General features: G+C 42.3%; 17 protein-coding genes. 7 read left to right on the top strand and 10 right to left on the bottom strand.

Features of this window, described 5'->3' with window-relative positions; genetic code table 11:
• Window positions 1-89: 89 nt before the first annotated feature.
• Window positions 90-1,313 carry a sodium/glutamate symporter gene (gltS, locus tag MU515_RS17495; RefSeq protein WP_260261673.1) on the top strand — a complete coding sequence of 408 codons (1,224 nt, stop codon included), beginning with the start codon at window positions 90-92 and terminating at the stop codon, window positions 1,311-1,313.
• Between the two features lie 62 nt (window positions 1,314-1,375).
• Here the strand turns inward: gltS and MU515_RS17490 are convergent, their stop codons facing one another.
• The 5 genes from MU515_RS17490 to MU515_RS17470 form a co-directional block, all read right to left on the bottom strand.
• Entirely contained in the window at window positions 1,376-2,173 is a 798-nt protein-coding gene (locus MU515_RS17490; protein WP_260261672.1) for an AraC family transcriptional regulator, read from the bottom strand.
• A 16-nt stretch (window positions 2,174-2,189) separates the two neighbouring features.
• On the bottom strand, window positions 2,190-2,801 hold the full coding sequence (locus MU515_RS17485; protein ID WP_260261671.1) for a LysE family translocator: 612 nt from the start codon (window positions 2,799-2,801) through the stop codon (window positions 2,190-2,192).
• 138 nt (window positions 2,802-2,939) lie between these two features.
• Window positions 2,940-3,821 (bottom strand): LysR family transcriptional regulator, encoded by an 882-nt coding sequence (locus tag MU515_RS17480; RefSeq protein ID WP_260261728.1) that lies wholly within the window; start codon window positions 3,819-3,821, stop codon window positions 2,940-2,942.
• Window positions 3,822-3,900: 79 nt separating this feature from the next.
• The gene (locus MU515_RS17475) at window positions 3,901-5,445 is read right to left on the bottom strand and encodes a cryptochrome/photolyase family protein (protein WP_260261670.1); all 1,545 of its coding nucleotides are present in this window, start codon (window positions 5,443-5,445) and stop codon (window positions 3,901-3,903) included.
• Window positions 5,442-6,785: a DASH family cryptochrome gene (locus MU515_RS17470; protein WP_260261669.1), complete on the bottom strand. Its 1,344-nt coding sequence runs from the start codon at window positions 6,783-6,785 to the stop codon at window positions 5,442-5,444. Before MU515_RS17470 ends, MU515_RS17475 begins: the two co-directional genes overlap by 4 nt.
• 163 nt (window positions 6,786-6,948) lie before the next feature.
• Here MU515_RS17470 and MU515_RS17465 point away from each other — a divergent pair, with 163 nt between their 5' ends.
• Window positions 6,949-7,488, top strand: a complete 540-nt coding sequence (locus tag MU515_RS17465; RefSeq protein ID WP_260261668.1) for a hypothetical protein — start codon at window positions 6,949-6,951, stop codon at window positions 7,486-7,488.
• Between the two features lie 47 nt (window positions 7,489-7,535).
• Complete coding sequence (locus MU515_RS17460; protein ID WP_260261667.1) at window positions 7,536-8,084, top strand: hypothetical protein; 549 nt, start codon at window positions 7,536-7,538, stop codon at window positions 8,082-8,084.
• Here the strand turns inward: MU515_RS17460 and MU515_RS17455 are convergent.
• Window positions 8,081-8,668 carry an SMI1/KNR4 family protein gene (locus tag MU515_RS17455; protein WP_260261666.1) on the bottom strand — a complete coding sequence of 196 codons (588 nt, stop codon included), beginning with the start codon at window positions 8,666-8,668 and terminating at the stop codon, window positions 8,081-8,083. The two genes, MU515_RS17460 and MU515_RS17455, sit on opposite strands and share 4 nt — an antisense overlap.
• A gap of 151 nt (window positions 8,669-8,819) precedes the next feature.
• On the opposite strand from MU515_RS17455, the gene MU515_RS17450 reads away from it, so the two are divergent.
• Together MU515_RS17450 and MU515_RS17445 are read left to right on the top strand one after the other, a co-directional pair.
• Window positions 8,820-9,095, top strand: a complete 276-nt coding sequence (locus MU515_RS17450; RefSeq protein WP_260261665.1) for a nitrogenase-stabilizing/protective protein NifW — start codon at window positions 8,820-8,822, stop codon at window positions 9,093-9,095.
• Window positions 9,096-9,130: 35 nt separating this feature from the next.
• Complete coding sequence (locus MU515_RS17445; RefSeq protein ID WP_260261664.1) at window positions 9,131-9,571, top strand: hypothetical protein; 441 nt, start codon at window positions 9,131-9,133, stop codon at window positions 9,569-9,571.
• An 83-nt stretch (window positions 9,572-9,654) separates the two neighbouring features.
• Here the strand turns inward: MU515_RS17445 and MU515_RS17440 are convergent, their stop codons facing one another.
• Both MU515_RS17440 and MU515_RS17435 read right to left on the bottom strand, forming a co-directional pair.
• A complete protein-coding gene (locus tag MU515_RS17440; protein ID WP_260261663.1) occupies window positions 9,655-10,170 on the bottom strand; it encodes a M23 family metallopeptidase in 516 nt (171 codons plus the stop codon).
• A complete protein-coding gene (locus tag MU515_RS17435) occupies window positions 10,160-10,675 on the bottom strand; it encodes a GNAT family N-acetyltransferase (protein ID WP_260261662.1) in 516 nt (171 codons plus the stop codon). The genes MU515_RS17440 and MU515_RS17435 overlap by 11 nt, the downstream gene beginning before the upstream one ends.
• A gap of 319 nt (window positions 10,676-10,994) precedes the next feature.
• Between MU515_RS17435 and MU515_RS17430 the strand changes: the two genes are divergently transcribed.
• Window positions 10,995-11,690 carry a pirin family protein gene (locus MU515_RS17430; protein ID WP_260261661.1) on the top strand — a complete coding sequence of 232 codons (696 nt, stop codon included), beginning with the start codon at window positions 10,995-10,997 and terminating at the stop codon, window positions 11,688-11,690.
• A 449-nt stretch (window positions 11,691-12,139) separates the two neighbouring features.
• Window positions 12,140-13,357: a tyrosine-type recombinase/integrase gene (locus MU515_RS17425; protein ID WP_260261660.1), complete on the top strand. Its 1,218-nt coding sequence runs from the start codon at window positions 12,140-12,142 to the stop codon at window positions 13,355-13,357.
• A 117-nt stretch (window positions 13,358-13,474) separates the two neighbouring features.
• Here MU515_RS17425 and MU515_RS17420 read toward each other — a convergent pair whose 3' ends face one another.
• Both MU515_RS17420 and MU515_RS17415 read right to left on the bottom strand, forming a co-directional pair.
• On the bottom strand, window positions 13,475-14,833 hold the full coding sequence (locus MU515_RS17420) for an McrC family protein (RefSeq protein WP_260261659.1): 1,359 nt from the start codon (window positions 14,831-14,833) through the stop codon (window positions 13,475-13,477).
• Window positions 14,769-15,650 carry an AAA family ATPase gene (locus MU515_RS17415; RefSeq protein ID WP_260261658.1) on the bottom strand — a complete coding sequence of 294 codons (882 nt, stop codon included), beginning with the start codon at window positions 15,648-15,650 and terminating at the stop codon, window positions 14,769-14,771. Before MU515_RS17415 ends, MU515_RS17420 begins: the two co-directional genes overlap by 65 nt.
• Between the last annotated feature and the right edge of the window lie 199 nt (window positions 15,651-15,849).

The following is a 15,849-nucleotide window of genomic DNA, read 5'->3' as shown; positions in this document are numbered from 1 at the left end:
GTAGCTAAAACGGTAGCTTCGCAGTAATCTGTTCGCCTTCATAACCCGTATGATCGTTCCACGGAGAGTGAACGAATAAAGAGGACAAAATGAATCAAGTGCTATCGATTGGCCCTCAGGTATCTTTCCTGCTTGCCATGGTCGTGCTTTTTTTAGGTCAGTGGGTAAACAAGCAAGTTCCACTGCTTCAACGCTTTTCAATTCCTGAGCCAATTGTGGGTGGTCTTATCGTTGCCACGGCACTAACCATTGCGCACTTTGTTGGTGTTGAAATTCGCTTTGATTTGCCGTTACAAAACACCTTCATGTTGATGTTCTTCGCAACGGTAGGACTCGCAGCTAACTACACCCAGCTCATCAAAGGCGGTTTAAAGGTATTTATCTTCCTTGCCATCGCTTCCATTTATATTGTGATTCAAAATGCAGTCGGCGTTTCACTCGCAACGCTACTAGGGCTCGATCCACTGCTTGGCTTGATTGTCGGTTCTATTACTTTATCAGGTGGGCATGGTACGGGTGCGGCTTGGGCGACGACTTTCCAAGAACAATATGGCATCAACAATGTACTTGAGATTGCAATGGCGTCAGCCACCTTCGGTCTAATTATTGGGGGTATCATCGGCGCACCGATGGCGCAGCGTTTGATTAAAAAGCACAATCTCAAGAGTTCATTTGGTAATTCGCATCAATCACACAAACATTTTCCAGAGCTTGTCACCTATCAGGTGGATGAAGAGGATAAAGTTACTGCAAAACGCGTTGTACAGAGTTTGGCGCTTATTTTGGTCTGTGTGACTGGTGCAACTGCGTTAAGTGATTGGGTAAGCTGCTTCGGTATTCGCTATCTCATGATCCCAGACTTTGTCTATGCGCTGTTTCTGGGTGTTATCATTACTAACACATTGGAAGTCACCAAAGTCAGTAAGCTCGATGTTGAGACCGTAGACATGTTAGGGACCGTGTCATTATCGCTGTTCCTTGCCATGGCATTAATGAGCTTGAAACTATGGAACATATTCGATCTCGCATTACCCTTGCTGTTGATACTTTGTATTCAGTCAATCCTGCTAGGCTTGTTTGCGACTTATGTAACCTATCGTTTTATGGGACGAAACTATGATGCCGCTATTATTGCAAGCGGACATTGTGGTTTTGGCTTAGGCGCAACACCGACTGCCGTAATGAACATGGGTACCTTGGTCAACCGCCACGGCCCGTCACCGCAAGCTTTCCTCGTTGTCCCGATCGTTGGCGCTTTCTTTATCGACATCGTCAATCTAATCATATTGCAAGGCTACATTGCACTGATGTAGACCTTTGAACGTTGCTCCCTGAAAATGGGAGCAACGCTCATTTACACAGCCATTACTGAAACTTAACGTTTGTACTGAGTGGGAGTAACTGCCACTAACTTTTTGAAGTGGCGATGAAAGTGGCTTTGATCATTGAATCCTAGCTCAGTAGCGACCGAGGCTATGTCATAGCCTTTTTTGAGCAACACTTTTGCTTCATTAATTCTCATGGTTATTTGCATTGCATGAGGTGTGATGCCATAAGACTTTTTAAACGAATGAATTAAGTGAAATTCGCTCAACCCGGCATTTTCCGCTATCTCTCTGATAGAGATGTTATTTTTAAAGTTAGCAAAGATAAAATCATGGGCCTTAACTACATTTTCCTTTGGGCCCGAGCTGTCAACATTTAACGCGTTGGCGTTGCTATACAAGCTAGAAAAAAACGTGATGCTTTCTTCCTCCACTTTCATGTCATCGACATCATTCATAATCGACTCTGCCAATAATTGAAACTGCTTATAAAGCAACGCAGACGTTGTATGGATAGTGGAAAACGGTGTAAAGCTTTTAGTTGGATTGTCTACAATCATTGATTGCACGTCGCCTAACCATTTTGGGCATACGTACAACATCTTATAGCTCCAATTGGTATTGTGTACCGGATTGCATGAATGCACCGCCATCGGATTAACAATGACCAGAGAACCCGCTTCAATTTTACATTCCATATTGTTATTGAAATAGTCACTTTGGCCACAATCTACCGCCCCAACAGAAAACTCTTCATGAGTATGCTTTCCATAACAAGCGTATGAATTTTCAGAACAACGCAGCTCTAAAGGCACGGCGTTAGGTCGATAAAATTGTTGTTTAACCATAGAGAAAAATTCTGTTTCAACTGGATAAGAAAAAAGTATATAGAACTGTTAGAACTAGTAGTAGTGCCATGACTATATTAAACAGCCGAAACTGTTTTGGGGTCTCTAAAATAGAACTAATGACAACCCCAAGCATTGCCCAGACTGAAATCGATATATAGCAAACCACAAAAAATATCGCGCAGAATAGACTTAACATACCAACTCCAGCATCTTGCCCCGTATAAAACACGGAAATCCCAGCGAGAGAAACAATCCATGCTTTAGGGTTCAACCACTGACACATGACCCCTTGTAACAGTGATGGTGCAGATCTGCAGTTTTTGCATTCCTCTTCATTAATTGACGGTTCTTGCGTGGCGATTTTGTAGGCAAGATATAACAAAAAGCTCCCCCCAACATACGTTACCAGCTTCGCTAAATTTGAAATTTCATTCATCAGAAGAGATAAACCAAGGCCAAATAGGAACAAAATCGAGACGAAGCCAAATGTTGCGCCGATAATATGCGGTACTGTTCGAGTATAACCATGATTTGCTCCTGTAACAGTCGCTATAATATTTACTGGACCAGGAGAGATAGAGGTAACCAAGGCGAAAGCTACCATTGGCATTAATAGTGAAGTCATTGTGTAGTCCTTTACTCAAACGTACGCTACACAATAAAACGCACTCTTAGGCGAGTATTGTACAAAACTGTTATTTTCGCCTTAAGCTGCAAAACATAATTGAATCGCTCTAACTAATGCTTCGCAAATATTCGCTCGTTAATTCAACTTAGGGATTTCGGCCAGTAAATGGTCTATCAATTGACGACTAACGTGGCTTAGTGTTTTTGGTTGAGGGTAAAGCAAATAACCATGTTCATTTTTAGAGACTTGGTCCGGCAATAGATGAACGAGTTCTCCGGAACTAAGCTGGTGCTTAACTAAAATTTTAGGAAGAAATGAAATTCCGCGCCCTTTAAGGGTGGCGTCTTTCAAAAACGCGATGCTATTGGCAATCAACTTCGAGTGGACTCGTACACTGCCATTAGAGAACTGCCAATCTTGGTCAACTTCCCCTGTTGGCCAACGAAAGCACAAAGCATGATGCTTGTTGATATCGCTAACAGAGTGCGGCTCACCAAATTGCTCAATGTATTGCGGTGAGGCTACTAAACAGCGATCTAGCTGCAATACTTGCCTTGCTACCAAGTCTGAATCAACCAATGCCCCGCCATGAAACGCAAAGTCTAACCCTTGTTGGTACATATCAATAAAGCCGTTTTGAATCACTCGAATATCGAGTTCGATCTCGGGGTGACGGTCGAGAAACTCGAACAATATCGGCTGAAGAATGTCATGGGTTTCCGGCAAAATACCAAACTTAACTTTGCCCTTTAGAATATGAGTATCACGAACAATTGACTGATTTAGGCTATCAAACTGCTCTAAGATTTGGCGAAGCTCTTGGTAATAGATTTCACCTTGATTGGTCAGAGATAGGCTACGCGTTGTGCGGTGAAACATGGGCACGCCGATGTCAGATTCTAAGGTGTTTATCCGACGGCTTACATTCGCCCTTGGTAAATCAAGCGCATTAGCCGCCGCAGTAAAACTGCCTAGTTCTACCACTTTTACCAATAGCTTTAAATCATCGAGTTTCAAATACTTAGCCTCTCGCTTTTGTGTTGAGGCAGTGTAAAACGAGGGCATCAACATTGCGAGGGCTTTGATCAAATTTGCTTTAGAGAGATTCAATCTGCTGTAAGTAATACTCTGCACGTTGCAAGATAGCCTGCTGTGCGGGCTCTGCCATGTTGTCCCACGAACGAAATATCATGCCCATTCTCGGGTTGCTGCCTATTGTTGGGCGATGTTTAACCATAAAGCGCCAGTACAGGCTATTAAGTGGACAGGCATTTTCTTCTGATTTCAGTTTTTGGTTGTAATGGCACCCTTTACAATAATCGCTCATTCTTTGTGTGTAAGCGCCACTTGCCGCATACGGCTTAGTGCCGACAATACCCCCATCAGCAAACAATGCCATGCCACGAGTGTTGGGCATTTCTACCCATTCTATCGCGTCGATATAGATACCAAGGTACCAATCGTCGACTTGGTTTGGATCGATTTCAGTCAGCAGGCAAAAATTCCCTGTGACCATCAAACGTTGAATATGGTGAGCATAAGCGTATTCGAGTGATTGAGTGATCGCTTGTTTTAGACAGCTCATTTTAGTCTCACCATGCCAAAAGTAGTCAGGCAACTTTCGGTGAGCGGAAAGCGCATTGAGTTCGCCATAATGCGGCATATTTGCCCAATAAATCGCGCGGATATACTCGCGCCAACCAATGATTTGTCTGACGAAGCCTTCTATCTGAGCGAGATCGATTTGATCATCACAACTGTATGCTGACAACGCTGCGTCAACGACCTCTTTTGGCGACAGTAACTTTGCATTGAGTGCGAACGACAAGCGGCTGTGGTACAAGCTCCACTGCGAGGAAGCGTTTTTGGTCATCGCATCTTGAAACTGACCAAACCGTGGCAAACATACACGGCAAAAATGTGCGAGCAAACTTAAACTTTGCGCTCGGTTGATTGGCCACAACAACATTTTAGATGCCTGCCCGATAGTACTCACGTCATGTCTGTCTAATCGCTGCAAAATAGCGCTTACATCGTTACTAAACATCAGTGGCTCAGGCAGTTCATCGATGTCTTTTACTTTGAGTTTATTGCGATTGTTGGCATCGAAATTCCATTTACCACCAACGGGTTTACCATCTTCAACCAAAATGCCATAACGTTTGCGCATTCTACGATAAAACGGCTCCATCACGGTGCGTTTGTTGGGTTTAAAATACTCGCTGATTTCATCATAAGGCAGAAGAAAATGTTCGCTATCGACGCAATTTATCTGACAGTTTGCTAACTCTAACCCCTGCATGCTTTGAAACAGTCGAAATTCATCTGGTCTTTGGTACTCAAAGTATTTTGCTGAATGCTGATTAACCATTGCAGCAATCAAATGGTTTAAATCTTTATATTCACAGCTTTGGTCGAGTGTTAAATGCAATACATGATGGCCTTCTTGTTGAAGCGCGATGGCAAACGCCTCCATCGCAGCAAAGAACGCACTAATTTTTTGCACGTGGTGCTTTACGTACCCTGTTTCTTGTTTTAGCTCAGCGATTAAGTACAACGTGTTTGGCTCAACATGGTTAAACCAAGAGTGATTATGATTGAGTTGGTCCCCAAGGATCAGTCTCACGCGATCTATATTCACTGCAATCTCCGCTTCAATTTCGGCTCTATCGGCCAATCAACCATATCTACACTGTCAATCACATTAGCATCACTAATTCGTGTGTACTCCTCACCACACCATTTTTTGATGAAGTGGTTCTCTGGGTCATACAGCTCAGTTTGCTTGTTAATATCAAAACGTCTTAGACCGCGCGGGTCTGCCCCTACTCCAGCGAGATACTGCCAGTTACCCCAGTTGGATGACACGTCATAATCAACTAACTGAGTTTCAAAGTAAGCCGCTCCGTAACGCCAATCTAATTGCAGTTCGTTTACTAAACAGCTGGCGACTATTTGCCTGCCACGGTTAGACATAAAACCAGTTTGATTGAGCTGACGCATACATGCATTCACTAATGGAAACGCCGTCATCCCATGTTTCCACTGCTGAAAGCGCTGGGCGTAAAAGCTAGTGAGCGGCATCGCATCTTTAATACCACTAAACTTAAAAAGCCGACTGCCATGTTTGCGCCCATACCAATAGAAATACTCGCGCCACAGAAGTTCAAACTCTATCCAAGCGGTTGAATCATTCGTGCCATGACAAGCCTCGAAAATCCTGAGTTTACGTAATATCGTTTGTGGAGACACGCAGCCAAGCGCCAACCAAGGAGAAAACTGCGTAGAATTGCCCTCACCCTCTAAAGCATTTCGCGTCTGCTTGTAATGCAATGCGAAATCTTGTTCAAAGTAGCGTTCCAAATGATTCAATCCGGCTTGCTCTCCGCCAACGAAATCGGAACCACCACAATGAAAACCGCTTATTCTTATCTCACCCGATAAAGGAATGCGCTTTGGTAGGCTAAACAGAACCTCATGGGCGTTTAAAGGTATGCTCGATTCCACACGCCTCCTAAACTTGGAAAACGTGTCTAAATCCCCTTCTCTAAGCAGAGGTAGATTATTTTCATCAAATAGCATTCGAGTGTTAACGCTTACTACCTTGAGGTTAGGGAAATAGTGTGTGAGCTTTTCAATCACTCGCTTTTCATTCCATCCAGCAAAGTCGTCACAATAAAGGTGAGTGATATCTAAGGAGCTGATTAACTTATAAAGGTGCTTGAAGGGTTCGTGAGCGAAAGTGTGGAGCTTTTGCCCATAATCTTGCAGTGCGTGGTTGAAATCGTAAATCGTTTGTTTGATGAACTTATCTTTGTTACGACCGATCCTCGTCACACCAGCATAGTGTTGTAAGAACGGCGTAACGCCCGGCAAATAGTGAACGATCGCCAACTCATCCACTTCATTCGTTTTATTGAGCAGTGGGTTTTCTTTTACCCGAAAATCATCGGTAACCCAGTAAATTCCACGTTTTTTCATTCACTGCTCTCCTTTTTTATTCACTTAAATGAATACGAAAGACAAAGGAGAACAGCTCATCAGTAATAAACAAAATGTACAGCGCACCTCACAAATATTCCTAAGTATCAGTGCGTTAAATTTATAAAATACATCTCATAACCCTGAATATGGTTGATATGAGATGTTAAAAGTCATCAACAACGATAAGCATGAACTCCTGCTTTCCGTTAAACGCACACGAGAACTGTTTAAAGCAATCCTGATGTGTTGGTCGATCGCCATCATTGCTTGGGTTCTTTTTACCTACCCGCAAGCAAAAGCCTACGTAATGGACACCTTGCAGCATTTACAGCGTGGTGGCAGCCTTAACGCTCGTGTAATGATCATTATTATCGTTGGTATCGCGCTTATCGTTCATACCATTAACACGCTAGCGACAATTGAAAGAGCCATTCTTGGCCACAGTTACCGATTCGATAATAAAAAATCCGAGATTTACTTTGGTAAACGAAAGCTCTACAGCTATTTCGATATTCAGAGTTTTGAAATCAGCGAAGCGAAAAAAGAACATGCGACTCGCTACTCTCTCATCCTCCGGTTACTCAATGGTAAATCACGCGCTATTGAACACAGTTACGACAAAGAAGCCATCGAAGAATTAGCCGAGCATATCTCTAACGCGATTAGAGTAAAAATTAGCCGCAAGAAGTCGCTAGATTAGTGAGAGTTAAATGCTCTTTGCTACCCAAACCATAGGAGGCCTATCCAATGAGTGCTGTATATATCGCTTCTCAAAATAGTGATCGGCTTGTCCTTGTTCGTTCTCGTTGCCAACAGCTTAAGCGCTGTTTAATGTTTGGCGGATTTGTCATTGTTTGGTGGTGGATCCTGCTTGATGCCTCTCTTATCGGCCAAGAGTTGCAATTAACATGGGAAAGGTACGAGAATCTTACTAAAGATGATTTCATCCTAATCGCGATCAGTTCACTGTTCGCCTTTGCAGGAATCATCATCGTACTGAAATTGCTTAATGACGTACGTAAGCTTATCTTTGGTCAGCGCTATGAGCTTTACCGATATAACAGTGACATCCTATTGAATGGTAAAAAACTGTTCAGCAAATACGACCTTAAACGAGTGCGTGTCGAGATTACTTACGATGAAGGCGATCCTAGCACCGCCTATTTGTACTTAGAGCCTAAACAGGGTCGAGACCATACGATTGAGGAAAGCTCAGACCGCGAAAAAATCCACCAGTTGGCGCAAGCAATATCTGACACATTAATGGTTGAACTTGTCGTACAGGATGTTCGTTAACGTATTACCATTGCGAGTAACATTGCTTCGAAGTTATCTAATACGCGAGTGATAGCAACACCATCATAAGTGACCATGACAATCGATGGTTCGCCATCATTGGCATCGTTGTAATCCAAACACAGAAGATCCCCGTTTTCACACACAAACGGAATAAGTTTTCGTAAGTCTCTGCCGTTAAGCTCACTCGCATGGTAATCATCAGTAAAGCAGTCTACTAAGGTACTTAATTGTGTATCGTATGCATTACTCCCCGGAGCGATAAACCCTTCAAACAAACTCAAACCCGTCAGGCGATTTTCAAACTCAAACTCGACAAACGGAGAACAAATCGCCCCATCTTTACGCGCAGACGGGTAGAGAAAGTCCGCTCCTGCAGCAAATCCACCACATTGGTTTGTGAAGTCGATAAACATACTCGGCAGTTCGATCTGCAAATCATTCTTTAACGTTGTAATGAATGCCTCTGGAATAGGTTCTTCACTGGGAACAAACTGGAACTTCTCAAGATTAGGGTTAGCTCGCGCGATTAGCGAATCTTGTCCAAAAACTTCGTTGAAAGTGGTGATTTGTGGTGCAGACATGGAGATAACTTTCTTTAAATCATAGGGATAGACGAATATATACAGCCAAGTAGCAATTGTCGAGCGAGGCACATCAAACATCGCTGATTATTTTTACCCATAACTTAAGATACAATGACATCAACTTAACCTTGTTACCACATAGGCGGTTATGAGCGCATCTGAGATCCAACAAACCATCGCCAATTTCACCTCAATTGAGCAGGCTCTGGACTACTTTGAAATTGGTTACGACAGCAAGTTCATTGCTGCAAACCGCATAGAGCTAGTCAAGCGCTTTAATGGTTATGTAATTCTGACCAAACCGGACGATTGGTTTTCTGGAAGGCGAGCACTGAAAAACGCCTATTGCAAAGTACAACGCTCCAAACTTAATAAGCAAACTCGCCAAGCATGTCGAGGCTGTACTACTTGCCAACGGCGCTAGAGTTTAATTTGATGCAACTTACGGAGAAGTTAACGATGACAAGGCTTACGCACAATCTTTCCCTGCTCAGCACTTTATGTTTCACACTATCTCACTCGGCAATTGCGGACAACGAACTCAACACTTCCCTAACTAACGCAATTCATGAAACACCCTATTCAGCTGTATTGAAATACACCAAAGTAGATGTGGTTGAAGAAGAACACGACGATAAGCATATCTACCATGCACAAGTGGTCGAGACGTTTCGCGGTGAAACACACGATAACATCGAATTTGTCGGTTATTTTGAAAAAGAAGAGAAGAAAGAATTAGACACAAATCCCGTGATAGTGACTCTATGCTTAGACAATGGTATTTACTACTGGCCCGGAACTGGTGCTCAGTTTCCTACCAACCCAGAGACAATGGCATTAAGTCATCAAACAGCGTTGGACATCGATAGTAAGCAAACTGAGTTTGTCCAATGCCCTTAAACCGATTACCAACCGCTTAAGGACAAATTAACACGCGCTTTGGTTCTAATACAAAGACGCTAACTATCTCATCTAATACCTAATTAGCGTTGGCAACTTTCAAATCCCAAAGCAGGGTCAAGGTAAAACATCTTCTTCCAACCTTGAGTTTCTGACGTGATAAGCCACGGATATGGCAGCAAAGTTACGACGGAATAATGCAGGTGAGCAGGTTTACCCACCGCGTTTCCTGTTGTGCCTACCCCGCCAATCTGTTGTCCTTTATCCACCCAAAAGCTAAGTTTCGATTCGATGTCACTCAAGTGCGCGTAATAGTGCAAACGCCATTTAGGCCCAAGCATTAATACTACCTTTCCACCTTTTGCGAGTTCACCTTTAAACAACACAAACCCTGATGCTGCGGCAATGGCTGGGGTGTTTTCTGCGGCAAAAACATCGATACCCTTGTGCACTCCAGAAGAACCCCACGGCTCGAACCAAAATGTTTTGGGATTCCAGTCATGGCAACTGGCATTTTTAACTGGAATAACCGTTTGACTAGGAAGCGCCAAGCCAATCAATAACACGGCGAATAGGCAAACAGACAGTTTACGCTTCACTCTCTAAATCCTTTTGCGTGATTGAGAAGGTAACTAAACCGTCCGCATCATAAACAACGGTGTCACTTGGTTGCATACCTAACTTTTTAAGCAACTTCACTGATGCTTGGTTCTCTTCAACGGCAACACCAAATATGCGCTTAATGTCCGTGTTGGTTAATGTATATTCAACCGATGCTTTTGCTGCTTCATACGCATAGCCAAAACCTTGATAACTTTCGAGCAGGCCATAACGAATATCAGGCACCTGACTATCAGTGGTGTATTCCACACCCGCATAGCCAATTTTCATCCTTGGATCAGACTTTAAAAACAGAATAAACGTGCCAAAACCATGTCGCCAATGTGCGACTTTTTTCGGAACATAGTTTTTAATATATTCATCACTAAATGGCTGACCACCCGGTAGATAACGGGTTATTTTCGGGCACGAGAGTAACTCAGTATAAATATCAATATCTTGTTGCGTGACCGGCTTTAGAATCAGCCTTTCTGTCTCTAACATATCCTTTCTCTCACAGTTCCATGTCGTTAGCTTTGATATCAGCGGTATTACTTAAAGCAATCAGGATATTGGCAATAGAGCCGTTAGAACATATTCCCTATCCTTTTGAATACATGACTATATATAACTCGAGTTTGAATACAAACTTTGCCCACAACAGATAGATAAAATGGGAGCGTCTTTAAAAAATTAAACCTTAACGAGATGTTCAAAAAATTTGAATTACATCATCAACAACCTCTCATTCTATCCTCTGACGAGATGCTTACACTACAGTCATCAACAATAACCAGTGAAGCAGTCAAAAAGGAGCAAGCTTATGATTACAGTCCGTCATGCTCAAGACAGAGGCCAAGCAAATTTTGGCTGGCTAGATAGCAAACATACTTTTTCTTTCGGTCACTATTATGACCCTGCTCAAATGGGCTTTTCTTCCCTCAGAGTGATCAATGACGACATCGTTGAGCCATCGGCCGGATTTGATACTCATGGCCATAAAGATATGGAAATAATCAGCTATGTACTTGAAGGGGTAATTGAGCACAAAGACAGCGAAGGTAATATCCAAAGCTTACCCGCGGGAGAATTTCAGCTGATGTCTGCTGGAAGTGGCATTTATCACAGTGAGTACAATGGCTCAGCACAAGACAAGTTGCACTTTCTTCAAATTTGGATTCAACCTAATGTGGTTGGACAAAAGCCCGGGTATCAACAGAAAGACTTCGGTGCTAACAATGGCTTAACCACAATCGCAACGCCTACGGGTGAAAATGGCACACTGCATATCAAGCAAGACGCCACGTTATATCAGCTCGTCTTAGAGCCACCTCAAGAACTAGAGTTGCCTATCAATGGCGAACGCAATATCTACGTACACCAAATATCGGGTGACTTGTCTGTTGATGACGTGATTTTGCACGCGGGCGATGGTGCGAAGATAGAACAACAAACTCACATTACTCTGCGGAACAGCGGGCAACAAACCATCAAAGCTTTGATCTTTGATTTACCATAGCAAATTTACGAGTTGATTCGATAGCCCAAGCACAGTGCTAAACCAAGGCTGGCGCTCACTGACAAAATAATTTAGTGAGCGCTAGTGGCACTATCGACGAACTTTTCGCATTTATCCCTTAGCCCTGATTTAACCCGGGTATCCTTTAATCACTTCACTCGTTTTACCCTTTACTCTTGGCTGATAACCCTTACAATTGACGCCAACGAAGAATTTCCAAGGTTAATCCCATGTCAATCCAATGGTTTCCGGGTCACCCGCATTTAAATCTCATAGCTTACCAGAAAATCTTTTTAAACCATTAAAATCAGCAACTTAACCAAACATTCAATTCCAGGAAGTCCCACAACGTTTTATTGAAAACCATCACTTTGGTACCCCACCTGGTACCCCACCAGATTATATTGCTATACAATGGTCTCTACTCGCTCATCTATGTGATTATGATTATGGCTAAACGGATTACAGATACATCAATCAAAGCACTTGTTATCAAGGACAAGGAATATACCTACACTGTTGAAGAGGGCTTACAACTTCGTATTCGCCCTAAACGCTCCACTTCCGGAAAAGGAACAAAAGCCTGGCAGTTTAAGTATCGTCACCCTGTAACGCGAAAACTAACTAAAATTTCAATGGGAACCTATCCTTCTTTAGGTCTGGCTGCCGCCAAATTAGAAGCAGCAGAATATCGCAAACAAATTGCGTTAGGTTTAGATCCTAAGCGCCTCAAAGAAGATAAGAGAATTGAAGAGCTGCGTAAGCACAACGATAACTTTCTTTCAGTTGCAACGATGTGGTTTGAAAGAAAACGTAAGTCTGTTAGTCCTTTTCATGCAGAACGAACCTGGAGAACATTGGAAAAATACGTATTCGATCATTTAGGCGCACTTCCCATAAGCGAGATTAGTCGACGTGATGCTATTGAAACACTGAGGCCGTTAGAGTCCGAAGGCAAGTTATCAACGATTAAAAGAATTTGCCAAAGCCTAAATCAAATAATGGAATACGCTGTAGCAAGCGATGTCATCGCCGCTAATCCTCTAACAAAAATGATCAATTCATTTGAGAAACACCAAGTTGAAAACATGCCTACCATTCGTCCTGAACTATTAGGCGACTTTTTATCTCGATTGGAGCAAAATGAAAACATCCAAGATAAAACCAAACTACTGCTACTTTGGCAGTTGCACACCATCGCACGTCCAAAAGAAGCGGCAAGAACACGCTGGAAAGACATAGATTTAAAAAACCGATGCTGGACCATACCTGCTGAAGAAATGAAGCGTAGACGTGAACACAGAGTTCCTCTAACTGAGCAGGCTATTACCGTACTTGAACGAATCAGAATTCAAAGTGACGGTAAAGAATTCGTCTTCCCTGGTGAACGAAACCCACAGAGTCATATAAGCATCTACACAGCCAATGCTGCTTTAAAACGCAGCTTAGGGTTTAAAGATGAACTCGTTGCACATGGTTTAAGAGCTATTGCATCAACCGCCCTACACGAGCAAGGCTTTGACACACTGCATATTGAAGCTTGCCTATCGCACATGGACAAGAATACGACAAGAGCAAGCTATAACCGCTCTGATTTCTTCGAACAAAGAAAAGAAATCATGCAGTGGTGGAGTGAATTTGTCTCAAGCTCACATAACTCTGATTAGTGTTCACTCAAGTATGAAATTATCCAGTTTAATATTTTCGCTTGCTAGTAGCGTTAAGCTTTTATTGAAGATGCTCAATAGACCTCAACATTAGTGATACAAAAGCAGCTCAAGCAATTACATACGTAATAATTCACAATCATCGTTTGTAAGATCGTATGGAATAACTTTAGTCGTCAGTCGGTGATTGAAGCTAAATGGTGGTAGAGACTTTTTAAAGCATTCGTACGCAGGATAGATAAGATAGAGCACTCCTTCCCCATCTAAATAATTTTGGCCATATGCAAACATCTGATACATATCAGATTGTTTAATAAGGTACTTTTGCTTAGCAGTAGCTTTTCCCTCATCAATTCGCTTCCACTTTGTATCTGCTACATAGAGCGTCTCGCCAGTACTCTTATCGCTAACGACGATATCAGGTTTAAGTCTAAACCAATCTTGAGGCTTTCCTAAGCCAGGCGTATGAGTAACTAGTGAGCAATCTCTCGTCTGAGTTCTTAACGTAAGATCATGATGCAGCGATTTTTCTAGCATGATCGCTACATATTGTTCAAATAGTCTTTCCATAGGGAAAAGCATCGAGATGCCCTCGTGCCCTCCTGAAAAGGATATTGGTGATTGGTAACTCAAAATCAACTCACACCAAGGCTTCACAGCACGATAGTGAACCAGAGAACGATCCTTGGACCACTGACGAAAATCCAATACATAATTTTTAGAGTTAGGGATATCATCAAGTGCAAATTGTAATTCACTACCCAAACGTAAGTTATCACTATTTTTGCTCCACTTAATCACCTGGCTCACTGCAGTTCGTATCAGTCTGTTTTCTGCTCTATCCGGAGAGAATTCATCGTAAGCAACGTTAAAACTATTTAAGCAGCCCGGCCTTTGATTTATTTGCTTTGATGCTTGTAGCTGACCTTTTAAGTAAGGCTTGCGCGCTTGAACTCTTGTGTACTGATTACGAATGCCCTTCTTGATAACACTAGAGACTTCATTCAAAAAATAGCCAATCAAGATTTCAAAAAGAGGTCTTTTTAACGTTTGTAGCGATGAGTTTTCGAACCTATGCATGTTAAGTTTATGGACCGTTGAAAGCATCTTGAGAAGCACTTTCGTGGCTGTTTGGTTATCTTCCTTCTCTGAAATTTTAGGAAGAATTTCAATCCGGGTGCCGCAAGGCGTTTCTAATACCCCAACATAATTGATAACTTGCAGAGCAATTGAACGACCTTGCTTTTTGACCTTTATGAGATCGACTAACTCTTGATTATTACTCTGTCCATTGACCAATAACCACTCAAACGCTTTACTCGGTATTGACTGGCAATCAATACTCGACTTATCACCACCATTGAGTAATAAGCCGAACTCACGGACAGCAATCACAGAGCCATGATTCCTACTAAACATTAAAATAGATACCAATATATGCGGCGGCAGTGTTAAAGGCTTGATCGTTTCTAACATAAGGCTTTATGCCCGTTTGATCCCAATCATCGCCCATTAACTGCGCGACTTCGTTCGCATCAAATTGCTCAACAACAAAGCGCAAACTAGCATCGGCTTTAAGGTGATCACCCAGAACCATTGCTACTCGTTCCCAATCTTCAAAGAAATACTCTTCCAGCAATGGAAGGATCTGTAATTCAAAAATTTCAGCCAGATGTTCAATAGACGGAGTATCGTTTAGTGATAAAAAGAAGCTGTGACCTATCGTGTGCTCACGGTCGTACAGAAGCTCTATTCGCTTATTAATGACTCGAACCATCTGCTCAATATCAATACCATCTATTAGTGGAATTTCTGCAAGCAGTTCATAGTTAGTCATCATTTCTTCAAATTGAAAACGGCGACGCAGTGCAATGTCTAGTTGAGCCAACGACTTATCAGCCGTGTTCATCGTGCCAATGATGTGCAGGTTATCAGGAACTGAGAAGACCTCTTTAGAATATGGCAACTTAACCGATAGCGCCTCTTTACCACCAGCTCTCTTGCTAGGTTCAATCAAGGTTATTAGCTCCCCAAAGATATTGGAGATGTTGCCTCGGTTAATCTCATCAATAATTAACACCCTTTTATCGGAAGACGCTTGATTAGATAGAGATAATCCTTTGCTAACAACCTCTTCAACTAACGGTCCCAATACATTCGGGTAGCCATTTACTAAGTACTTCTCCATCAAAGTATCGACCTTATCAAACACCCTTTTCTGCTTGATATCTTCAATCGAAACTTTTCCGGATCGAACTAAAGTAGTAAGTTCATCAACGATAGACCTTGGCATTGGAAGCTCAGAACCATTTGGTTTGCGTATAGTAATTAACTCATCAGAGATCGATTCGATCTGATACTTACCTATGGTTAAGGGTGGGATCGAACTTTAACCACTGAAAATAAAAGACTTTATTTTATTGGGAACTTTTCAAGGTAATCACGATCTGATCATGAAGTTAAAAATATGAGAAACTCGTGCATGATTATCA

Source organism: Vibrio intestinalis (genome assembly GCF_025195085.2).
In the GTDB taxonomy this organism is placed as follows: Bacteria; Pseudomonadota; Gammaproteobacteria; order Enterobacterales; family Vibrionaceae; genus Vibrio; species Vibrio intestinalis.
This window is presented reverse-complemented; position numbering and strand designations above follow the sequence as displayed.